Origin of the sequence: Hymenobacter glacialis, assembly GCF_001816165.1 — a bacterium.
Taxonomy (GTDB): domain Bacteria; phylum Bacteroidota; class Bacteroidia; order Cytophagales; family Hymenobacteraceae; genus Hymenobacter; species Hymenobacter glacialis.
This window is the reverse complement of the sequence record NZ_MDZC01000046.1, coordinates 17,527-40,062: the sequence shown is the minus strand read 5'-3', so window position 1 is coordinate 40,062 and position 22,536 is coordinate 17,527. Positions and strand designations below refer to the sequence as shown.

The 22,536-nt window shown below is 60.6% G+C and carries 20 protein-coding genes; 14 read left to right on the top strand and 6 right to left on the bottom strand.

What is annotated here, in order from left to right; translation table 11 throughout:
* Positions 1-4: 4 nt before the first annotated feature.
* Positions 5-1,810: a DUF885 domain-containing protein gene (locus tag BEN48_RS04700; RefSeq protein ID WP_241502178.1), complete on the bottom strand. Its 1,806-nt coding sequence runs from the start codon at positions 1,808-1,810 to the stop codon at positions 5-7.
* A gap of 111 nt (positions 1,811-1,921) precedes the next feature.
* On the opposite strand from BEN48_RS04700, the gene aspA reads away from it, so the two are divergent.
* The 5 genes from aspA (at position 1,922) to BEN48_RS04675 (ending at position 9,735) form a co-directional block, all read left to right on the top strand.
* The gene (gene aspA, locus BEN48_RS04695; RefSeq protein ID WP_070733405.1) at positions 1,922-3,328 is read left to right on the top strand and encodes an aspartate ammonia-lyase; all 1,407 of its coding nucleotides are present in this window, start codon (positions 1,922-1,924) and stop codon (positions 3,326-3,328) included.
* Between the two features lie 193 nt (positions 3,329-3,521).
* Positions 3,522-4,388 carry an alpha/beta hydrolase gene (locus tag BEN48_RS04690; RefSeq protein WP_070733623.1) on the top strand — a complete coding sequence of 289 codons (867 nt, stop codon included), beginning with the start codon at positions 3,522-3,524 and terminating at the stop codon, positions 4,386-4,388.
* A gap of 124 nt (positions 4,389-4,512) precedes the next feature.
* A complete protein-coding gene (locus BEN48_RS19030; protein WP_070733403.1) occupies positions 4,513-6,480 on the top strand; it encodes an SWIM zinc finger family protein in 1,968 nt (655 codons plus the stop codon).
* A 7-nt stretch (positions 6,481-6,487) separates the two neighbouring features.
* Complete coding sequence (locus BEN48_RS04680; protein ID WP_070733622.1) at positions 6,488-8,086, top strand: protein adenylyltransferase SelO; 1,599 nt, start codon at positions 6,488-6,490, stop codon at positions 8,084-8,086.
* Between the two features lie 179 nt (positions 8,087-8,265).
* Positions 8,266-9,735, top strand: coding sequence for a DNA/RNA non-specific endonuclease (locus BEN48_RS04675; protein ID WP_070733402.1), 1,470 nt, complete (start codon positions 8,266-8,268; stop codon positions 9,733-9,735).
* A gap of 83 nt (positions 9,736-9,818) precedes the next feature.
* Here the strand turns inward: BEN48_RS04675 and BEN48_RS20035 are convergent, their stop codons facing one another.
* From BEN48_RS20035 to rsmA, 5 genes are all read right to left on the bottom strand, one after another.
* Complete coding sequence (locus BEN48_RS20035) at positions 9,819-10,652, bottom strand: nuclease A inhibitor family protein (RefSeq protein WP_070733399.1); 834 nt, start codon at positions 10,650-10,652, stop codon at positions 9,819-9,821.
* A 176-nt stretch (positions 10,653-10,828) separates the two neighbouring features.
* Positions 10,829-11,305, bottom strand: coding sequence for a transcription elongation factor GreA (gene greA, locus BEN48_RS04665; protein ID WP_070733397.1), 477 nt, complete (start codon positions 11,303-11,305; stop codon positions 10,829-10,831).
* 100 nt (positions 11,306-11,405) lie between these two features.
* Entirely contained in the window at positions 11,406-12,374 is a 969-nt protein-coding gene (locus BEN48_RS04660; RefSeq protein WP_070733395.1) for an NAD(P)-dependent oxidoreductase, read from the bottom strand.
* Complete coding sequence (locus BEN48_RS04655; protein WP_125932477.1) at positions 12,368-12,790, bottom strand: hypothetical protein; 423 nt, start codon at positions 12,788-12,790, stop codon at positions 12,368-12,370. Before BEN48_RS04655 ends, BEN48_RS04660 begins: the two co-directional genes overlap by 7 nt.
* Before the next feature lie 17 nt (positions 12,791-12,807).
* Positions 12,808-13,641: a 16S rRNA (adenine(1518)-N(6)/adenine(1519)-N(6))-dimethyltransferase RsmA gene (gene rsmA / locus BEN48_RS04650; RefSeq protein ID WP_070733390.1), complete on the bottom strand. Its 834-nt coding sequence runs from the start codon at positions 13,639-13,641 to the stop codon at positions 12,808-12,810.
* Positions 13,642-13,842: 201 nt separating this feature from the next.
* Here rsmA and BEN48_RS04645 point away from each other — a divergent pair, with 201 nt between their 5' ends.
* The 9 genes from BEN48_RS04645 (at position 13,843) to accC (ending at position 22,465) form a co-directional block, all read left to right on the top strand.
* Entirely contained in the window at positions 13,843-15,300 is a 1,458-nt protein-coding gene (locus BEN48_RS04645) for a leucyl aminopeptidase family protein (RefSeq protein WP_070733389.1), read from the top strand.
* Positions 15,301-15,434: 134 nt separating this feature from the next.
* The gene (gene pdxA / locus BEN48_RS04640; RefSeq protein WP_070733621.1) at positions 15,435-16,466 is read left to right on the top strand and encodes a 4-hydroxythreonine-4-phosphate dehydrogenase PdxA; all 1,032 of its coding nucleotides are present in this window, start codon (positions 15,435-15,437) and stop codon (positions 16,464-16,466) included.
* A gap of 167 nt (positions 16,467-16,633) precedes the next feature.
* Positions 16,634-17,191, top strand: coding sequence for a YceD family protein (locus tag BEN48_RS04635; protein ID WP_241502176.1), 558 nt, complete (start codon positions 16,634-16,636; stop codon positions 17,189-17,191).
* 68 nt (positions 17,192-17,259) lie between these two features.
* Positions 17,260-17,490 (top strand): 50S ribosomal protein L32, encoded by a 231-nt coding sequence (gene rpmF / locus BEN48_RS04630; RefSeq protein WP_070733388.1) that lies wholly within the window; start codon positions 17,260-17,262, stop codon positions 17,488-17,490.
* Between the two features lie 114 nt (positions 17,491-17,604).
* Positions 17,605-18,546, top strand: a complete 942-nt coding sequence (gene plsX / locus BEN48_RS04625) for a phosphate acyltransferase PlsX (protein ID WP_070733386.1) — start codon at positions 17,605-17,607, stop codon at positions 18,544-18,546.
* A gap of 150 nt (positions 18,547-18,696) precedes the next feature.
* Positions 18,697-19,701 carry a beta-ketoacyl-ACP synthase III gene (locus BEN48_RS04620; RefSeq protein ID WP_070733384.1) on the top strand — a complete coding sequence of 335 codons (1,005 nt, stop codon included), beginning with the start codon at positions 18,697-18,699 and terminating at the stop codon, positions 19,699-19,701.
* Between the two features lie 133 nt (positions 19,702-19,834).
* Positions 19,835-20,398 carry an elongation factor P gene (efp, locus tag BEN48_RS04615; RefSeq protein ID WP_070725634.1) on the top strand — a complete coding sequence of 188 codons (564 nt, stop codon included), beginning with the start codon at positions 19,835-19,837 and terminating at the stop codon, positions 20,396-20,398.
* Between the two features lie 98 nt (positions 20,399-20,496).
* Positions 20,497-20,967, top strand: coding sequence for an acetyl-CoA carboxylase biotin carboxyl carrier protein (gene accB / locus BEN48_RS04610; RefSeq protein WP_070733382.1), 471 nt, complete (start codon positions 20,497-20,499; stop codon positions 20,965-20,967).
* A gap of 151 nt (positions 20,968-21,118) precedes the next feature.
* Positions 21,119-22,465, top strand: coding sequence for an acetyl-CoA carboxylase biotin carboxylase subunit (gene accC / locus BEN48_RS04605; RefSeq protein ID WP_070733378.1), 1,347 nt, complete (start codon positions 21,119-21,121; stop codon positions 22,463-22,465).
* Positions 22,466-22,536 lie beyond the last annotated feature (71 nt).

The following is a 22,536-nucleotide window of genomic DNA, read 5'->3' as shown; positions in this document are numbered from 1 at the left end:
GCCCCTACTTCGCCAGCATCAATTCCCGGATGTATTTCACCGGGGCGCTGCCGTAGCTGAGAAACTTTTCGTGGAAGGTTTTCAGGTCGAAATCCTTTCCCTGGTTCTTCTTTAGCTCTTCGCGTAGCGCGTAGATTTCGGTGTAGCCGGTGAAGTAGCTGCTGAGCTGCACCTGGCTGAGGGTGGCGCGCAGCCACTTGCCGCGGGCTTCGGCTTCTTCCTGAAAACCGTCGCGGCGTAGCAAGGTCACGATGTCATTTTCCTTGGCGTTGTCTACCTGTATCATGTGGTCGATGACGGTGTTGAGGGTCACGCGCATGTTCCATTTGTCCCAGAGCAGCCACATTTCGTCGGAGTTGTTGCCGTAGCCGTTTTCCAGCATCATGCGCTCGGCGTACACGGCCCAGCCCTCAATCATGGCGCCGTTGCCGAAAATGCTTTTCACCAGCGAGGGCGAGCGGTTGGCATACACCAGCTGCGTGTAGTGGCCGGGAATGGCTTCGTGAATGTTGAGAATCTGCAGCGTGAAGTCGTTGTATTCGCGCAGGTAGCTTTCGGCTTGCGCCGGCGTCCATTCCCCCGGAATGGGCTCCACGTTATAATAAGTATTGGCCCCGGTGTCGTACGGGCCGGGTGATGATACACTGGCTCCCGCGCCGCTCCCGCGCATGTAGAGCGGAGTTTCGCGCACCACCAGCGGCTTGCTGGGGTCCTGGGTGAGCAGCTTTTTATCGTTTACGAAGGCCACCAACGTGGGAATCTGGCGTTTTACGGCATCCACGAAGCCTTCGCGCGGCGCGTGTTTCAGGGTGAGCTGGTTGATAACAGCCGTAATCAGGGCCAGGGTGTCTTTGGGCGCGGCCTGCTCCGGGAAGTACTTGGGGTAGAGGCGGGCGGCGCGGCGGCCCATGTCGTGCAGCAGCTCGGTTTTGTGCTGCAGGGCCTGCTCGTATATCTCGGTGGCCGTGAAATGCGACTGAATGTCGTAGGCAAATTTCTGGTCGTAGAAGGTTTTGCCGATGCGGAACGAGCGGAACTTGCCGGCCGGCAGCACATTGGATTTCAGGTGGTCCATGTAGCCCTGCACGGCGGCGCGGGTGGCGGCCACGCGGTCGGCAAATGTCTTTTTCTCCGCCTCGCTCAATCCGGATTTGCGCACCGAATCGGCCAGGGCGGCGCCGAATACGGCCAGTCCGCCGGCGTTTTGCTTAATGGCCAGCTCCGTGTGCTCGCGGGTGGGCGTACTCAGGTTGGCTTTGGCGGCCGCGTAGTAGTCGGCCGCGTGGCTGATTTTGTCGGAAATGTTGCGCAGGCGGCGGTCCAGCGGGTAGTAGCGGCCGTTGAGCAAGTCGCCCACCGAGGCGCCCAGGTTGTAGCTGGCGGGGTTCCACTGCCAGTTCTTGAGCGTGTCGGCGTACCAACGGCTGGCACGCAACTCGTTGCGGAGCAGGCGCAGGTCAATCTGGTTATTGGGCGAAAGGCTGTCGAGGGCGAAGGTGCCCATTTCGGCCAGGTATTTCTGGGAGAAAGCGGCGTCGCGCTGGCGCTGGGCGGCGTTGGGAATCACTAGCAGCGAATCGTACTTATGGTAGCCCTGATTGGAGGCATACTCCGGGTTTTGCTTCCACAAGGCTTCAATAAAGTTGCCTTTGAAAGCGTCAAACCAGGCATCGGCGCCAGCAGAGGCGTCGGCGCCGGACTTGGCGTCCGGCGAGCAGCTGACCACAGCTAGGGCCAGCAAAGGCAGGTAGTTAAATTTCATCAAACGGGGCGAAATAGCGGTGGTGTGGATGCCTTGCCCGGCGGGCAAGTGCCGTAAAGGAACAGCGCAAACCCGATACGTTGCGGCGCCCGGCAGTAGGTTTGTCTGCCGCCACTGGCTGATCGTACAAGCTCCACCATCCCACCCGCCCCCTGTTTCATGAATGATTTTCGCACCGAACACGATTTTTTAGGCGAACGCCAGCTGCCGGACTCTGCTTACTATGGCATCCAGACGCTGCGCGCGCTGGAGAACTTCTCCATCACCGGCATCCCCATCAACACGGAACCGCTGTTTGTGCAGGCGCTGGCGTACGTGAAAAAGGGCGCAGCCCTGGCCAATAAGGAGCTTGGGGTATTGCCCGTACCCATTGCCGATGCCATTGTAGCCGCCTGCGACCGGGTGGCCGCCGGCGAGTTCAACGACCAGTTCCTGACCGACATGATTCAGGGCGGAGCCGGCACGTCGGTGAACATGAACGCCAACGAAGTCATTGCCAACGTGGCGCTCGAAATCCTGGGCCACCAGAAGGGCGCGTACGATTTCTGCCACCCCAACAACCACGTCAACTGCTCCCAAAGTACCAACGACGCCTACCCCACGGCTTTCCGCATTGCCCTCAACAACAAGCTGGTGGGCTACCGCGAAACCCTGGGCGCGCTGGCCGAAGCCTTCGCGGCCAAGGGCGATGAATTCCGCAACGTGCTCAAAATGGGCCGTACCCAGCTGCAGGACGCCGTGCCCATGAGCATGGGCGACGAGTTTAAGGCCTTCGCCACCAACCTGCGCGAGGAGCTGCTGCGCATCGACGATTCACGGCGCCTTATCAACGAAATCAACATGGGCGCCACCGCCATCGGTTCGCGCGTAAACTCGCCCGCTGGCTACCCTGAGCTCGTAACCGAGCAACTGCGCACCATCACGGACCTGAATCTGGTGCTGGCCGGCGACCTTTTTGAGGCCACTTACGACACCGGCGCCTACGTGCAGCTATCCGGCGTGCTCAAGCGCACGGCCGTGAAGCTCTCCAAAATCTGCAACGACCTGCGCCTGCTTTCCTCCGGCCCGCGCACTGGCATCAACGAAATCAACCTGCCCGCCCTGCAGCCCGGCTCCAGCATCATGCCCGGCAAGGTGAACCCCGTGATTCCGGAAGTGGTGAACCAGACGGCCTTCTACGTCATTGGGGCCGACCTCACGGTGACCATGGCCGCCGAAGCCGGTCAGTTGCAGCTCAACGTGATGGAGCCGGTTATCAGCTTCGCCCTGTTCACCAGCATCAGCTACATGACCAATGCCTGCCGCACCCTGCGCGACAAATGCGTGGTGGGCATCACCGCCAACGTGGCCCACGCCGAGCAAATGGTGCGCAACAGCATCGGCATCGTCACCCAGCTCAACCCCGTTATCGGCTACGAGGCATCGGCCGGCATTGCGAAAGAAGCCCTGGCCACCGGCAAAACCGTGCACGACATCGCCGTAAAGGAACGCGGGCTCCTGACGCAGGAAAAGTGGGACGAGATTTTCACGTTTGAGAATTTGATTCGGCCAGTGTTTATTCAGTAGTTCGGCTGGCGTCAACCTCACCCCTCTCGTCAACCTCACCCCCTGACCCCCTCTCCAAAAAAGAGGGGGCACCGGAATTGCTCTTATATGCTTTCAGTTGGATAATCGTCCTCACGAGCCGGTGCCCCCTCTTTTTTGGAGAGGGGGTCAGGGGGTGAGGTTGACGCCAGCCGAAACCAAAACAGTCCTACTCATGCGCATCATCCTCGCCCTTTTTCTGCTCACCACCGCCCTCACCGCCCACGCCGCCAGAGTAGACACTGTGGCCATTCCCAGCGCGGCCATGAACAAGACCTACCGCGCCGCGGTGGTGTTGCCCGCTTCTTATGCCAAGAATAAAAAAGCCAGCTACCCCGTCCTCTACCTGCTACACGGCGCCTACGGCCACTTTGCCGACTGGCTGAAAAGCCCCGCCGACAAACAGCTGGTGCACCGCCTGGCCGACCAGTATAACCTGATTATCGTGCTGCCCGAAGGCGAAACCTTTGCCTTTTACCTCGACAGCCCCGTGAACCCCGGCAGCCAATTCGAAACTTACCTGACTAAGGAGGTTATTCCCAAAATCGACCAAACCTACCGCACCATTCGCGACCGCAAGGGCCGCGTTATCAGCGGCCTGTCGATGGGCGGCCACGGCGCGCTCTACCTCTCGGCCCGCCATCCCGACCTGTACTGCGCCGCCGGCAGCATGAGCGGTGCCCTCGATTTGCAGACCAAAAACCGCAAGCTCACTCCCGAAGCCGCAGCGCAACGCGCCCAGCTCTGGGCGCCCGTCCTCGGCTCCGAAACCGCTAACCCCGAGCGTTTCAGCGCTAACTCGGTGGTGAACCTGACGGACTTAATGCAGCGCAACAACCTGCCCCTGCTCATTGACTGTGGCGTAGACGACGGCCTTATCGATATTAACCGCGAAGTACACCGCCGGCTGCTCTACAACCACACCCCGCACGACTACACCGAGCGCCCCGGCGCCCACACCTGGGACTACTGGCAGAACGCGCTGCCCTACCAAGTGCTGTTTTTGCACTTGGTGCTGAAAGCCAACGGGGCCACCCTCTAGCTACTCCTGTATTTTTGATTCGTTTAGGATTTAAAAAAACCTTTTATCCGGCTCCCCTCTCTTGGGGAGAGGGGTTGGGGGTGAGGTTTTTCGGCCGCACGAACTACTTAACCAGCACCTATCCATGCTTACCCGCCAAACCCTGCGCGGCCTCGCCACCGACAAAGTATTCGACCGGGGCCAGGACCTATACGAGGCTGGCGCGGTAAAAAAACTGGAACGTCCCGGCCCTACCCGCTTCCTGGCCCGCGTAAAAGGCACCTACCCCTACAACACAATGGCTTGGCTGGCCAGCGGCGACATAGAATTCAGCTGCGACTGTCCCTATGATTTTGAGGGCATCTGCAAGCACTGCGTGGCGCTGGGGCTGGCCATTATTGATACCTACGGCGCCTCGCTATCGCCCGTCGCCACTGTTGCCGGTGAACCTACCGATGCTCTTGTCCCGGCTCTGGCCGCCGCCTGGGCCGCCTTTCCCGAAATCGATAAGCTGCGTTTTCTGCACCAGGCCCTGAGTAAGAGCGACGACCTGGCCCGGCAGTTTGTGGCGTTCGGGGCGGCCCCAGTTCCGTCCGCTACGCCCTCTGTTACGCCTGCCGACCTGCTTAACACCCTGGCCGAACGCCTCACCGACACGCTCAGCGCGATGGTCTTTGATGAGGATTTTTGGGAGCAAAGCCAGGCCTACGATGCCTACGACGAGGGCAACGGCCTCTACACTGCCGGGCTGGAGGAAATTAGTACCGAGCTCGAACCCTTCGTGCGGGAGCTGCTGGGCCTGGCCCGCGCCGGGCAGCTGGTACTGGCCCTGCGCTACTGGGCTACCGCCAGCCTGGCCATTTTTCAGGTGGAAGAGCCGGCGCTTGATGACTTTGGCATCTTCGGCGACTACGGCACCGACGTGCTCGAACGTTGGGAAACCGACCTGCAAGCCGCCGGCTGGCCCCAGGTGCTGCTGGCCGCCGTGCTGCCCCCCGCCGAGCTGGCCGCTGCCCTCCACTGGCTCGGCGATTACCTGGCCAACCCACCCGGTCAATGGACCAACTTCGAGGAAAGCTGGCTGCCCCTGCTGCTGGCCTTTGCCGCTGATGCCGGTGCCGCCCCCCAACTCGCCGAAGCCCTTCAAAAGGCCAAACTCAGCCCCGCAGCCCGCACCCACCTCACCCTGCACACCGCCCGCACCCTGGCCGACGATGCCGCCTGGGCCGCCGCCGCCGAAACCCTGCTGCCCACCAATGCCGATGTTGCCCAGCAGCTTCTGTACTTTTACCACAGCCAGGGTGATGCACCCGCTCGCCTACGCACGGCCGAAAAAGCATTCGCCACTTGGCCTGACCGCTTTGGTGGCATCGTTCTCGACACCTTTACTCCCGAAACCGCTCCCGTTCTCTACCGCGCCGCCCTGCGCCACCGCGCCCTGGCCAATCACAGCCTCCCCGACTTTGCGCTGCTACGCCCGCTGCTGAGCACGGCCGAGATGGCAGGATTCGTGCAGGCTGCCGTGGGCAGCGCCCGCGCCAGCCTGCACGGCGTAGCCTTTGCCGCCGACCTACTGGCCCAGCAAGGTGACCCCAACGCCCTGCGCGAGTTTGTGCTGGGCCTGGAATGGCTGAGCGTGAGCCGCCTCGATGACATGGACCGCGCCCTGGCCCGCCTCGCCGCCCTCAACCCACTGCCGCTGATGCTGGAGCTGGAAACCCGCCTGCCCGCCTACCTGGCCGGCCGCGCCAACGCCAAGCGCGGCCACGTGCTCTACCAGCGCCTGGCCAGCTGGCTGGCCACCACGCGCCGCGCCGCGCCCCCGCCTCACCGAGCCCCGTGCTGCGCCTGGCCGGCGAGCTGCGCGAGGAGTTCCGCACCCTGCACGGCCTGCGCGATGCCCTGCGCGCGGCCGGCCTGCTGCCCCCGGCAGAGTTACCAACGGAAAAACCAAAGCCTAAAGGGCGGCGCGGGAAGTAGCGCCGCAGTGAAAAAACGGTATTTGAATTGCTGTTTTGCAGTGGTGAGTCAACGCGCGTCCAGTGGTGCGCGCACAGCCCGCACCGAACCGCCTTCCTCTGATAGCGGTTTATCCCAAACCCATGCACCCTGAAAAACCCATGTCTTCCCAACACCTCCACGAAGCCGATTTTACCAACACCCTCGTCGATGAATTGCGTGGTGAAGTCGCCCCCGATGCCCGCCCCCGCCAGGTACCCGGCTACACCTATTCCCGCATTAACCCCACCCCCGTGGCCGACCCGCATTTGCTGGCTTGGTCTTCAGACCTGGGCCAACTTCTGGGTCTGGCCCAGCCCGCCGAGCGCGGCCCCAGCGTGGACGTACTGGCTGGCAACCTCGTCACCGGCACCATGAAGCCGTTTGCGGCGCGCTACGCGGGCCACCAGTTTGGCAACTGGGCCGGGCAGCTGGGCGATGGGCGCGCCATTTCGCTGGGCGAGCTCAAAGCCACCGATGGCAGCTCCTGGGAGCTGCAACTAAAGGGGGCCGGGCCCACGCCCTACTCCCGCCGTGCCGATGGCCGGGCCGTGCTCCGTTCCTCCATTCGCGAGTTTTTGTGCAGCGAGGCCATGCACTACCTGGGCGTGCCCACCACCCGGGCCCTGAGCCTGGCCGGCACTGGCGACGTAGTGGTGCGCGACATGTTTTACGACGGCAACCCCAAGGCCGAGCCCGGCGCCATTGTGTGCCGTGTGGCGCCCACGTTCGTCCGCTTCGGCAATTTCCAGATGATGGTCGCGGCTGGCGAGCTCGACAACCTGCGCGCACTGGCCGACTACGTTATTACCCACTTCTACCCTGAGCTGGGCACTCCGTCGGCCGAAGTTTACGTGAAGTGGTACGAGGAAATCTGCCGCCGCACCGCCCTGATGGTGGCCCACTGGATGAGCGTGGGCTTTGTGCACGGCGTGATGAACACCGACAACATGTCCATCCTGGGCCTCACCATTGACTACGGCCCTTACGGCTGGCTGGAGCCTTACGACCTCGCCTGGACGCCCAACACCACCGACTTTGGCCACCGGCGGTACGCCTTCGGCCAGCAGCCGCAGGTGGCCCTCTGGAACCTCGCCCGCCTGGCCGAGGCCCTCGCGCTGCTGATTCCGGATATCGAGCAGTTGCGCCCAGGCCTGGATTTGTACAGGGCCACGTTTGAGCGTACCCGCCAGGGAATACTGCTAAAGAAGCTGGGCCTCACGCCCGACAGCGCTGAGGCCGATAGCAAGTTGATACAGAGCCTGCTAGATGCGCTGGCCACCTCCGAAGTGGACATGACCATTTTCTTCCGTCAGCTCTCGCATACTGCGCCCGCGCTACTTGCTGCGCCCGAGCAGGAGCAAGACCGTTTCCAGGAGCTTCTGGCAGCGGCATCTTACACCCCGCTGCCCAACCCAGCCCACACGCCGCTGCTGGACTGGCTGCACCGCTACCTGCCCCGCCTGCGCCAGGAAAGCAGCACTCCCGAAGCAATCAAGGCCCGCATGCTGGCTGCCAATCCCAAGTACGTGCTGCGGAACTACATTGCCCAAAAGGCCATTGAAGCCGCCGAAAAAGGCGACCTTACCTACCTGCACACGCTGCTCGAAGTTTTGAAAAAACCTTTTGACGAGCAACCCGAACACGAGGAGCTGGCCGCAAAACGGCCTGATTGGGCCTGGGACATGCCCGGCTGCGCTACGCTGTCGTGTAGCTCGTAGGGAGCAAATTCTTGTCCGGTACAGAACAACTTATCTTCTGTCATGCCGAGCGCAGCGAAGCATCCTTTCACCTCCCAACAATTTGTTCGCCGGTGAGAGGATGCTTCGCTGCGCTCGGCATGACAGATGGTGCATGGCGGCGCACACCAGGGCGCTGGCTGGCTGCATATCTTCGCCCCATGTATCGTCCCTCACTGCTCCTTATCGCATTTGGCCTGTTAGCGTGCTCGCAGCAAACTGCCGAAAACGCCACCACCCAGGCACCCTCCCGGCAGCAACCCACCACTCAAGCCTCCCCCTTCCCCGAAACATTTGAAATAGGCAGTAAAGGCGCTTATGCCGAAGCCGACGAGCCCCTGGCCACCGGTTCCTGGAAGTTTGCCGAAGCGCTGATTGGCAGCAGCCCGCAGGACCACAAGAACGGCCAACGCGCTGCTCGCCTGCACAACCTGGGCCGCATTGCCATGCAATTTGACGTGCCGGCCGGCGTGCAGCGCATCACCATCAGCGCGGCGGCTTATGGCCAGGACGCCCCCAGCACCTGGGAGCTGTGGCTGAGCCGCGACGGCGGCCGCAGCTACGCGCAAACCGGCCAGCGCATCGAAACGCGCGGCCCCCGGCTGGTGCCGCACGTATTTGAGGGCATTGCCAACCAGCCCATCCGGCTCGAAATTCGCAAAACCAGCGGCCAGAACGCCCGGCTGAATATCGACGACATTCGCATTGAAACTACGGCCGGCCCCGCCGTAGCCACTGGTACGAGCGTCACGGGCGGCTACTTTGAGAACCGCGACGCTCCGCAACCTAGCACCACGGCCCCGCGCCCCTCTATACCGCCCAGCTCCGGCCCAGCCCCCGCTCCTGCCGGAACCCAGGCATCCAGCACCTCTGCGGACAACCTGGCGCTGGGCAACCCCAGCGGCGCAACTTCCGACCCCGCCAACGCCTCCAACTACCTACTCGTCCATCCCGAATTCACCATCGGATACCACGCCGGGCGCGGCATCCCCACTTGGGTGAGCTGGCACCTGGGTCGGGCCGACATCGGCAAAGCGCCCCGCCAGAACAACTTCCGCCCCGACCCGGCCCTACCCCGGCAATTCTATCAGGTTTCGGCCGGCAGCTACAGCCGATCGGGGTTCGACAAAGGCCACAACTGCCCCAGTGGCGACCGCACCGCCGACCTCGACGCAAACTCCGCCACTTTTCTCATGTCCAACATGGTGCCCCAGGCCCCGCGCAACAACCAGCAAGCCTGGGCCCAGCTCGAAGAGTATGGCCGCGCCCAGGTGCAACGCGGTCAGGAAATCTATATCATTATGGGCAGCTACGGCCGCGGTGGCACCGGCTCCAACGGCTTCGCCCAAACCCTTGACCAGGGCCGCGTTACCGTCCCCGCCCGCATCTGGAAAGTCATGGTTATCCTGTCCGAAGGCCAGAACGACCTCCAGCGCATCAGCACCGACCCCAACGTGCGCGTACTGGCCATCGACACGCCCAACGACAACACCATCACCCCCGACTGGCGCTCCTACCTGACTTCTGTGGATAAAATAGAAGCCGCCACCGGCCTGGATTTGCTCAGTGCCCTGCCACGCGATGCTCAGTCCCGCCTACAAAAGCTGGTGGACAGCGGCCAAGGGCGTTGATATCCTGGGCTTTAAAAAGTTGAACAGTCATGCTTCGGCTGCGCTCAGCATGACTGCCTATTTGGTTAATTTTTAATTGGTTATCACGTTTCGGTAAGCACGGTTTTGAAGCCGGCCAGCGTGCCGTCCATCATCCGACCCAGGGCGTAGGCGTGGATTTTCGGCTCGCTGCCCACGCGGTACACCTGCACGCCGTCCATTTCCTGCTTCATAAACATTTGCAGGGCCTTGAAGCGGTTGGCGAGCGTAACGTCGCCCAGCACGCCATCGTCGGCGGTGTGGTTGCGCAGGAACTTGGTTAGCTCCACCGTTTCTATTTTGGCATCGCCCGGCTCGCCCAGCAGCTTTAGTAGCACGGCATCCGATAGTTCGCCGCCCGGCGCCGGGTACGCTACCGCTTCCAGTGGCGCCTCCGATTCGCTCATGAAGTGCAGGCCTTTCACCGCAGCTTCCAGCGGGGCTGGTACGGCGGCGCTCGCGGCGCTGGCTGCTCCTGCTTTGGTCTCGCTCAGGCCACTGCCGCCTTCCACTTGGGCGGCAATGGCGGTAGCCAGCTCCTGCATCCGGGCTTCGGCTACTTTAATTTTGGGGTTGGCAAAGCTCATGTCCGACACCCTGGTCATCGGAATGAGGTGAATGTGCGCGTGCGGCACTTCCAGCCCAATCACGGCCACGCCCACGCGCTTGCACGTCACGGCGGCTTTCACGGCTTTGGCCACGCGCTGCGAAAACGCGTGCAGCGCCGCCAGCTCGTCGGTGGGCAGGTCGAAGATGTAGTCGGTTTCCTTCTTGGGAATCACCAGTACGTGCCCTTCCACCAGCGGCGTGATGTCGAGAAAAGCCAGGTGGCGGCCGTCTTCGGCTACTTTGTAGGCCGGCAGCTCGCCGGAAACGATGCGGGAGAAAATTGAAGGCATGGTTTTTTTTAAGCTATTAGCTGATGGCCGTTAGCTATTAGCTTTTTTGCCAATAGCTAACGGCCTTGTTTACCGCCGGCAAGTTACCGCCAACAACAACAAAGGCCATTGCGCAACGCAATGGCCTTTGTTGAAAAAGCTGACAGCTAACCGCCATCAGCTAATAGCTCAAAAATCTACCGGCTGATTTCCAGAATCTCAAACTGCAGCTTGCCGGCTGGCACGATGATTTCGGCCATGTCGCCGGCCGATTTACCCAGCAGGCCTTTGCCGATAGGCGACTTCACTGAGATTTTACCGGCGGCCAGGTTGGCCTCTTCTTCGGCCACCAGCGTGTAGTCGAGCACCATGTTATTCTTCAGGTTCTTCAGCTTCACCTTGCTCATGATGAGCACCTTGCTAAAGTCCATGTTGGTTTCGTCGATGACGCGGGCATTGCCCACTACTTCTTCGAGCTTGGAGATTTTAAGCTCGAGCAGGCCCTGGGCATCCTTGGCGGCGTCGTACTCGGCGTTCTCGCTCAGGTCGCCCTTGTCGCGGGCTTCCCGCAGGTCTTCGGCGGCCTTGGCACGGCCCCGAACCTTGAGGTCCTGGAGGTCATCCTTCAGTTTTTGCAGGCCCTCGGGAGTGTAATAATTGATGGTGGTGGCCATGGGAGTAGATGCTGACGGTTTGGCTAAAAAGCAAGGAGAACGGCTGGCACTGCCAACCGTTCTCCCTTCTTAGGTTCCCTGCAAAGATACGCAAAACCGGCTAGCTCCCCGCCAACTCCGGTTTGCCGGCGCGCAGGAAAGCCGCAATCTTTTGGGCCAGCACCTCGTTGATGCGGGCGTAGCTCTGATGCGTCCAGCCGCCCACGTGGGGAGTGAGCACAACGTTGGGGGCCTGAGCCAGAAAGTCGAACCGTTGCTGCTGCTCAGCTGTGAGCGCGCCGAGCCGTTCGTTTTCAAGCACGTCGAGCGCCGCGCCGCGCACCGTGCCAGCTTGCAGGCCACTTACCAATGCGGCGTGGTCCAGCACCTCCCCGCGAGCCGTATTGAGCACCCATAGCGGCGCCCGAAATCCCTGAAGCAGGCCCGCATTCACGTAGTGATGGTTGGCCACAGAGTACGGAATGTGCACGCTCAGCACCTCGGCCCGGGCCTGCAGCTCGGCCAGGCTCACCAGCGTGGCGTGGTCGGCGGCGGCGCAATTTGGGTCCGTGTCGTGGGCCAGCACAGTACAGCCGAAACCGCTGAGCCGGCGCGCAAACGCCCGCCCCATGTGCCCGTAGCCCAGCAGCCCAATGGTTTTGCCGCCGATTTCTTCGCCCCGGTTGGCTTCGCGGTGCCACTGCCCCTGGCGCACTTCCTGGTGGGCCCGCGTCACGTTGCGGAAAAGCGCCAGCAGCAGGCCCAAGGCGTATTCGCCCACCGCGTCGCGGTTGCCCTCCGGCGCGTTGAGCAGCGTGACCCCGGCCGCTGCCATGGCCGCTTCGTCAATATTATCAACCCCCGCACCAGCCCGGGCTACGTAGCGCAGGTGCGGGCCGTGGGCCAGCAGAGCGGCCGTCACGCGCAACTTGCTGCGCACCATCAGGCCATCGTAAGGAAATGCAGCCAGGGCAGCGGGAACTTCGGCGGCGCTGAGCGTGGGCTGGTAATGAATTTCAACCCCAACGGCCCGCAGCATTTCCGGCAGCGAAGGGTGCATTTCATCTATTACTAAGCAGGTACTTACCATCTACTTGGGTTGGTCAGGGTTGCATCGAAGCTGAGCACATCATCGCCAGACAGCCGCTGTAATTTCGCTTGAAGCTCTTGACTAGTATAAGGGCCTTGTATTGCATTACGGGCAATTTCCCGGTCATTGGCCCTGTTTATGCGTGCGATATAAAACTGAGGGTTGGTGCAGGTGGCTCGCATAATGATGCATTGCTTATTGAAGCCAGCCTCTACAATCTGACAATTAAACAGCGCATCGGCCAAGCCGAAATTTTCGTCATCAAAGTGCAGGTACCAGGCACCGGAATCAGGTCCGGTTTCATTCAGGTAATAATTACCGACCAAGTGCCTCGTCTCGCGTTCGTCGCCCCAGAAGCAACCAGCCAACAGCAAGGTCAGTGGCAATAGAAGTCTGGCAGTACGAAATTGCTTCATGTCAAACACATCCCCTGCTAGTCCGCAAGGTCGTTGAGGTCCAAATCGGGCAGGGCGGCGCTGGCGCCGGCGTTGTGCTGCCCGATGCGTTGGGTCAGGCCCACAAATTCGGCCACGCCCAATTGCTCGGCCCGCTTGTCGAAAATGGCATCGGTGGTGGCTTCGGGGGGCAGGCCGAAGGGCTTGAGCGCGTTGCGCAGCGTCTTGCGGCGCGTCTGAAACGCCTGCTTCACCACCCGAAAAAACAGCTTCTCGTCGCAGTCCAGCCGCTCCGTGTCGTTGCGGGTGAGGCGAACCACGGCCGACTCCACCTTGGGCGGCGGCACAAACACGTGCGGCGGCACCGTGAAGAGGTAGTCAATCTTATAATAAGCCTGGAGCAGCACGCTCAGAATGCCGTAGGTTTTGGAGCCAGGCGGCTCGGCCAGGCGCTGGGCCACTTCCTTCTGAATCATGCCCACCACCTCGCGCACCTGCTGGCGGTTGTTGAGCACGGCGAAGAAAATCTGGCTGCTGATGTTGTAGGGGAAGTTGCCGATGATGGCCAGTGGCTGGTCCGGAAACATCGTGCTCAGGCTCTGCTTCAGAAAGTCGGTGGCGTAGATGCGGTCGGCCAGCGCCGGGTAGTGCACTTTCAGGTAGGCCACCGACTCGGTGTCAATCTCCACCACGCTGGTCTGGTAGGCTGGGTTTTGCAGCAGGTACTGGGTAAGCACGCCCATGCCGGGGCCAATTTCGAGCACCTGCTGCACGCCGTCCGGCAACTGCAGCGCGCCCACGATATTGCGGGCAATGTTGGGGTCGGCCAGAAAGTGCTGGCCGAGGTGTTTTTTGGGGCGAACGGTGTTCACGATAGGAAGGCGTTAGGAAGTAACAGAACGGTGGGCTGAGCTGGACGGCGCCGCGCGACGACGCAAGTAATTCATACCACCACAACCAAGCGGTAGCGCTGCTTCGGTCAGCCCGGCTCAGCGGTTTAAAATTCAGCCGAAAAAACCTTGCTGCCGAAACAGTACCTTGCGGACTCAAATCTACGGCCTTCAATTTTGCTCATGTCCCCAGCACTTGCCCACGTAGCCGCCGCGCCGGCCCAGTCTACCCAGGTTTTCATTCTGGCCAATGGCACCTCTGCCCTGCCCACCGGCGCTGCCGGCGACCTCTCGGCCGAAGCCCAAGCGTACGTATCCGCCGCGCTCGCCGATGACCAAAAGCTCGTTCACCTCAACCATTTCAGCCACCAGCACTACTTTGTGGTGCTGGCCAAGAAACCTACGTCCGGGCAGGTAGCCGAGGCCTTGCGCCGCAGCGGCCACGCCCTGCACGGCCAGCTGAAAAAAGAGAAAACCACCGAAGTCTTCATCCACAACCTGAGCGAAACTCCGGACGCCGCCCTGCTCCTGGCCGAAGGCCTGGCCCTGACGGCCTACCAGTTTGAAGGCTACAAAACCGATGAGAAATCCCGGAAGCCCGCCGCCCTCACCAAAATCTCGGTGGTCGGCGACGCGGCCACGCCCGAGGCGCTCACCGCGCTTGAAGGCTTGCTGCAAGGCGTAATTCTGGCGCGCAACCTGGTCAATGCCCCGCTCAACAAGCTTAACGCCCTGCAGCTGGCCGAAAACATTGCCGCAGCGGGCGACGAAGCCGGCTTCACCACCGACATCCTCGACCTGCCCAAAATTGAAGCCCTGCGCATGGGCGGCCTGCTGGCCGTGAACCTGGGCTCGCCCGAGCCGCCCACCTTCAGCATCCTGGAATGGAAGCCCGAAGGTGCCCAAAATGCCAAGCCCTACGTGTTGGTGGGCAAAGGCGTGGTGTTCGACACCGGCGGCCTCAGCCTCAAGCCCACCCCTAATAGCATGGACATGATGAAGTGCGACATGGCCGGCGGCGCTGCCGTGGCCGGCACGCTCTACGCCTTGGCCAAAAACAACGTGCCGCTGCACGTCATCGGCCTGGTGCCTGCCACCGACAACCGCCCCGGCGGCCTCGCCTACGCGCCCGGCGACGTCATCACCATGCACAGCGGCCTCACCGTGGAAGTAAAAAACACCGACGCCGAAGGCCGCCTGCTCCTCGCCGACGCCCTGAGCTTCGCCAAGAAGTACGACCCCGAGCTGGTTATCGACCTGGCCACCCTCACCGGTGCCGCCGTGCGTGCCCTGGGCACCGAAGCAACCGCCGTGATGGGCACGGCCGGTGCTGAAACGCTGGCCGAGCTTTCTACTGCGGGCTACCGCGTGCACGAGCGCCTCGTGGAGTTTCCACTCTGGGACGAGTACGCCGACCACATCAAGTCTGACATCGCCGACCTCAGCAACCTGGGCAAGGGCGAAGCCGGCCAGATTTCGGCCGCCAAGTTCCTGGAGCGCTTTGCCGAAGGCTACCCCTGGATTCACCTCGACATTGCCGGCCCGGCCTTCCTCACTGCTGCGGAGAACTACCGCGGTAAAGGCGGCACCGGCATGGGCGTGCGCCTGCTGTATGAGTTCCTGACCAAGAAACTGAGCTAGGAATGGTTGTCATGCTGACGAAGGAAGCAACTTATCACGGCTTCTTTTGTCAGATTTACTAACCCCTGCGATGCGGACGTGATAAGGTCCTTCGTCGCCGCTCCATCCGCGGAATGCTCAGGATGACAGATAAAATGCCCCAAAACCTTCCCCGCCTCGGCTTTTCCGTGGGCGACCTTGCCGGTATCGGCCCCGAAGTCATTTACAAGACGCTGCTCGACGAGCGGCTTCTTAAAATCTGCACCCCGGTTATTTACGGCACGGCCACGGCGCTGTTTGATGATTTCCCGACCGAGCCGGACGCGGAACCCCTCACCTTCCGGCAGCTGCGCGACGCGGCCGACATCGCGCCCGGCCGCCTCAACGCCGTGACGTGCTGGGACGAGGACTTTGTGCTGGCGCCCGGCCAGCCTTCGGCCGCCACGGGCCAGGCCGCGCGCGAAAGCCTACTGGCTGCCAGCCGCGACCTCAAAGACGGCAAGCTCGATGCCATCGTTACCGCGCCTATCAGTAAGGACAATACCCAGGCCGACGATTTCCGCTTTCCCGGCCATACCGAATTCCTGACCAGCTACTTTGGAGCGCCCGAAAGCCTTATGTTCCTGGTAGATGAGAGCGGCTTGCGCATTGCCACCGTCACCGGCCACATGCCGCTCAAGGACGTGCCCGCCCGCCTTACCGCCGAGCTGCTGCGCACCAAAATCACGCTGCTCCTGAAATCCTTAAAGCAGGACTTCGGCATTTTGAAGCCGCGCATTGCGGTGCTGGGCCTCAACCCGCACGCGGGCGAAAACGGCCTGCTGGGCAAGGAAGAAGGCGACATCGTGTCGCCCGTAATCCAACAGTTTGCGCACGACGGCCACTTGGTAATGGGCCCTTATCCGGCCGATGGCTACTTTGGTACCCAGCAGTTCCGGCAGTTCGACGCTACCCTGGCACTCTACCACGACCAGGGCCTGATTCCCTTCAAGCTGATGGCCTTTGAGCAGGGCGTGAATTTTACGGCCGGCCTGCCAGTGGTGCGCACCTCCCCCGACCACGGCACGGCCTATGGCCTGGCAGGGCAGTTTAAAGCCAACGAATCTTCCTTTCGGGCAGCAGTTTACCTGGCTTGTGAGGTGTGGAAGCAACGCTGGGAAGCGGCCCAGCCGCGCTCTGCGCGGTAGGGCCCGCCCGGTCGTTGCGGGCACCATTGCCGGGTGCGCAACGTATAGAGGTTCGCGCAACTTGCCAAAGAATGGCTGATGCTCAGCGCAACAACCCGCCGTTTCTAGCTGAAACCGCCGAGAAAGTTGAGCCATTCTTTTGGCAAAAAGCCGAATTTTCACTACTTTTGCCCCCTGCTATCCAGCCCACCGTGAAAAAAGAAAGCCAATACGACATCAACCTAGCCAAGCTGGCGCTGAAAACGCACCACTTTGAGTTCGAGTTGGGCCCCGACTTTTTTGCCTTATTCGACCAGCCTCTGGTGGAGCAAGGCGACCTGCACGCCGATGTGGAGCTCATTAAAACCGAGCGGGTAATGACCCTCAACTTCCACATTAGCGGCACCGTGCGCCTGACCTGCGACCGCAGCTTGGACGAGTTCGACCAGCCGATGGACATTGAGGAGCAGCTGCTGGTGCGCTTCGGCGACGAAAGCAAGGAACTGGACGACAACGTGCTGCAAATCACGCCCGAAACTCAGTCCCTGCCCCTGGCGCAGCACCTCTACGATTACATTGGTCTGGCGCTGCCGATGAAGAAGTTGCACCCGCGCTTCCAGAACGAAGCCGACGACAATCCTGATGCTCCCACCAAGCTCATCTTCAGCACCCGTCCTGCTGACGATGCGCCCGATGACGACGAGCCGGCCGACCCGCGTTGGGCCGCGCTGCGCAACCTCAATTAATCCGTCAGCGCCCCGAGTCGCTCCCCCACTCAACATTTACAACTCAACACTCATAACGTAACAATACCATGGCTCATCCTAAGCGCCGCACCTCCTCCTCCGTTCGCGACAAGCGTCGTACCCACTACAAGCTGATTCCTAAGGCGGTGACCTTGTGCCCCAACACGGGCGAGCTGCACCTGCGCCACAAGGCGTATGTGGTAGATGGCGACCTGTACCACAACGGCCAGCTGGCTATCAAAAACTACTCGAAGGTGAGCTCTGCGCCCGCCGCCGACACTACCGGCGACGACGAATAGCGCGTCAGGTTGTTAATTCGCGGTACCTTACGGTCCGGCTTCGCGCTTTTGTAAGCCAGCGAGGCCGGACTTTTGGTTACCACCCTTCACCTGACTTCCCCAAACACCTTTTACATGAAAATAGCCCTCGACGCAATGGGCGGCGATTTTGCCCCCCAAGCCGCCGTGGCGGGTGCCGTGATGGCCGCCGAACTACTAGCCGGCCGGGCCACCATCGTCCTCATTGGCCAGGAAGATGCCGTGCGGCCCCTGCTTGAGGCCGCCGGCCCCGCAGGTACTGCCCTCGAATTTGTGCCCGCCTCCCAGGTCATTGAAATGGCCGAGCATCCCGCCAAGGCCTTCCAGCAAAAGCAGGATTCCAGCATTGCCATTGGTTATAAATTGCTTTTGTCAGGTGAGGTAGAAGCCTTTTGCTCGGCTGGCAACACCGGGGCCATGCTCGTAGGCGCCATGTTTACGGTGAAGGCCGTGCCCGGTGTCATCCGCCCCGCCATTGCCAACTTCGTCCCCAAGAAAAAAGATAAAATGGGCATCCTACTCGACGTGGGCGCCAACGCCGAATGCAAGCCCGAGATGTTGGAGCAATTCGGTGAGTTGGGCTCGCTCTACGCCCAGTACGTGCTGGGTATCGAACGGCCCAAGGTTGGCCTGGTAAACCTGGGGGAAGAAGAAGCCAAAGGAACCCCCAACACCCAGGCCGCTTACCAACTGCTGAAGGCCAACCCGCGCATTCAATTTGTGGGTAATCTGGAAGGCCGCGACATGTTCAACGAAAAGGCCGACGTGGTGGTGGTTGACGGCTTTACGGGCAACATCCTGTTGAAAATGGCGGAATCCATTTACGAGATACTGGACGATAAGAACATGCACGACCCGTTTTTTGACAAGTTCAACTACGAGGCCGTGGGTGGCTCCCCTATTCTGGGCATCAACGACAACGCCATTATCGGCCACGGCCGGAGTACGCCGCTGGCCATATGCAACATGCTGGTGCAGGGCTGCACCATGGCCGAATCCGGGATTGTCGACCAAATAAAAGCTACTTTTAAGTCGTAGCTGCTTGCTTAGGCTGAGAAAAACATCCGGCTTCGGCCGGATTTTTTTTCCTCAACCTCTTTTATCTCCTTAGGGCAAAACGGGCGCGTTGGTTGCGCTTTTTTATTCTGCTTTGCCCATTTCTCGCTTGCCCCGCCTACTTTTGCCCATATGAAGATTACTGCTGCCATCACCGGCGTGGGTGCTTACGTGCCCGACTATGTGCTTACCAATGCCGAGCTTGAAAAACTGGTAGATACCACCGATGAGTGGATTTTGTCCCGGACCGGCATTAGGGAGCGGCGCATTCTGAAAGGAGAAAACCAGGGCGCTTCCGTTATGGGCATCAAGGCGGTGCAGCAGCTTCTGGACAAGACCGGGACCAATCCGGAGGATATTGAACTGGTTATTTGTGCCACTACCACGCCCGATGTACTGTTTCCGGCCACGGCCAACATCATTTCCAACGGCGTGGGCATCACCAAGGCGTTTAGCTACGACCTGAACGCGGCGTGCTCCAGCTTCCTGTTTTCGCTGGTAACGGCGGCCCAGTTCATTCAGGCCGGCACCTATAAGAAAGTAATTGTAGTGGGCGCCGACAAGATGTCGTCCATCGTGGATTACACCGACCGCGCCAACTGCATCCTCTTCGGCGACGGCGCGGCGGCTGTGCTGCTGGAGCCCAACGCCGAAGGCTACGGCATGCTCGACCACGTGATGCGCACCGATGGCAGCGGCGAGGCCTACCTGCACCAGAAAGCCGGGGGTAGCCGACGCCCGCCGTCGCACGCCACCGTGGACAACAAGGAGCACTACCTTTACCAGGAGGGTGCCACGGTGTTCAAGTTTGCCGTGAAGAGCATGGCCGACGTGGCCGCGCAGGTTATGGAACGCAACCACCTCAGCAACGACGACGTGGCGTGGCTGGTGCCGCACCAAGCCAACAAGCGCATCATTGATGCCACCGCCAACCGCATGGGCGTGGGCCCCGATAAGGTGATGCTCAACATAGACCGCTACGGCAACACCACCAACGCCACTATTCCGCTGTGCCTGGCCGACTACGAAAGCCAGTTGAACCGCGGCGACAACCTCGTGCTGGCGGCCTTCGGAGGCGGCTTCACGTGGGGTTCCATTTACCTGAAATGGGCCTACGACTACAAAGCCGTTAGCTAGTTGCTATAAGCTGGCAGCCCTTTTCTTTGCTCAAAAAAGCAGCCGTTGGCCAACACCTGTTCGTTAACAGCAGTAAAACATTCCCACCCAACAAGCTAATAGCTAACGGCTATCGGCTAAAAGCTTCAACCCAATGGCAAGTACCGCCGACTTCCGCAACGGCCTCGTTCTCAATTACAACAACGAGCTGCACGTCATCACCGAGTTTCAGCACGTGAAGCCCGGCAAAGGCCCCGCGTTTGTGCGCACCAAAATGCGCAACATCAAAACCGGCCGCACCATCGACAACACTTTCAACGCTGGCGTGAAGGTGGAAACTGCCCGCGTGGAGCAGCGCCCCCATCAGTTCCTGTACAAGGACGACTACGGCTACAACTTCATGGACAACGCGACCTTCGAGCAGGTGGTGATTCCCGAAGCCATGCTGCCTTTTGCCGACCTGATGAAGGAAGGCCAGGAGGTGACCATTCTCATGCACGCCGAAACGGAGATGCCGCTAACGGCCGAGCTGCCCACTACCGTTGACCTGATGGTGACTTACACCGAGCCCGGCCTGCGTGGCGACACCGCCACCAATACATTGAAGCCGGCCACGGTAGAAACCGGCGCGCGCATACAAGTGCCGCTGTTTATTGATACGGACACCAAGATTCGCATCAAAACCAGCGACTACAGCTACGTAGAGCGCGTTAAATAGCCTTTAGCCAGTAGCTGATACTCCAAATAAAGCCGACAGCTAGCAGCTAAATGCTAGCAGCTAATCAAATGTCAAATTCGCCCAAAAAGGACGCTGCCATGAAAGCCAAAGAATTACAGGAGTTGCTCGATTTTATCGCCAAATCGGGCCTTAACAAGGTCAATATTGAAACCGAAGAGTTTAAGATTTCGGTACAGCGCGACCCCACTACCAAGCACGTGATGAGCGCGGCGGCGCCCGTTGCCCAAGCGCCCGCTCCGGTAGCTGCCGCGGCGCCCGCGCCAGCAGCCGCTGCCCCAGCAGCCGCTGCCCCTGCGGCCGAAGCAAGTGCCACCCACCGCCCCCTGAAAGCCCCGATGATTGGCACGTTTTACCGCAGCAGCGGTCCTGATGTGCCGGCCTTCGTGCAGGTAGGCGACATGGTGGAGAAAGGCCAGGTTATCTGCATCATCGAAGCCATGAAGCTGTTCAATGAGATTGAAGCCGAGGAAAGCGGCCGCATTGTGAAGTCAATGGTGGAAAACGCGACTCCCGTTGAGTACGACCAGCCGTTGTTTTTGATAGAATAACAGGCACTTAGGAGCTTGGGGACTTGGGGACTTGGTTGCACGCCGTAGGGCGCAAAACCCTCCTTCAGGTTCCCAAGCTTTTTTTAACGCCTTCCTAAAGGCGCAAAAAACCAAGTTCCCAAGACCCTAAGTTCCCAAGACCCCACCATCCATGTTCAAGAAAATACTCATCGCCAACCGGGGCGAAATTGCCCTGCGCATCATCCGCACCTGCAAGGAAATGGGCATCAAAACGGTGGCCGTGTACTCGACTGCCGACAAGGAAAGCCTGCACGTGAAATTTGCCGATGAAGCCGTGTGCATCGGCCCACCCGCTTCGGCCCAGTCTTACCTGAGCATGCCGAGCCTGATTTCGGCAGCTGAAATCACCAACGCCGACGCCATTCACCCCGGCTACGGCTTCCTGTCAGAAAACGCGGAATTCTCCCGTATCTGCGCCGAAAACGGCATCAAATTCATCGGGGCTTCGCCCGAGATGATAAACCAGATGGGCGACAAGGCCACGGCCAAAGCCACCATGATAAAGGCCGGCGTGCCGTGCATTCCCGGCTCGGTGGGCTTGCTGGATTCGGTGGAGCAGGGCAAGAAAATTGCCAATAAAATCAAATACCCCGTCATCATCAAGGCCACGGCCGGGGGCGGCGGGCGCGGCATGCGCATCATTCACTCCGACGACGAATTCCAGAAGGCTTGGGACGATGCCCGGACGGAGTCCAAGGCGGCCTTTGGCAACGACGGGATGTACCTGGAGAAATTCGTAGTGGAGCCCCGCCACATTGAGGTGCAGATTGTGGGCGACCAGTTCGGCCACGTGTGCCACCTCTCGGAGCGCGACTGCAGCATTCAGCGGCGCCACCAGAAGCTGGTGGAAGAGGCGCCCTCCCCTTTCATGACCGATGCGCTGCGGGAAAAGATGGGCAAGGCGGCCATTGCGGGCGCTTCGGCCATTGGCTACGAGGGCGTGGGCACGATTGAGTTTCTAGTGGATGCCAACCGCGACTTCTACTTCATGGAGATGAACACCCGTATTCAGGTGGAGCACCCCGTGACAGAGGAAATCATCAACTACGACCTCATCAAGGAACAAATCAAGGTGGCGGCCGGCATCCCGATTTCGGGCAAAAACTACTTCCCGAAGATGCACGCCATGGAGTGCCGCATCAACGCCGAGGACCCGCGCAACAACTTCCGCCCGGCGCCCGGCAAAATCACGACCCTGCACATTCCCGGCGGCCACGGCGTGCGCGTGGATACGCACGTGTACGCGGGCTACACCATCCCGCCCAACTACGACTCGATGATTGCCAAGCTCATCACCGTGGCCCAAACCCGGGAGGAGTGCATCGTAAAAATGAAGCGCGCCCTGAGCGAATTTGTGGTAGAAGGCGTGAAAACGACCATTCCCTTCCACCTGGCGCTGATGGATAACGCTCAGTTTAACGAAGGCAATTTCACGACGGCGTTTCTGGAGCAGTCGTTTGATTTCTCGACGATTTAAGATTTAAAAATTGATTTGACAGCTGCGCCTAGCCACTCATGGTTAGGCGCAGCCGTTTACGCTTTTTCATT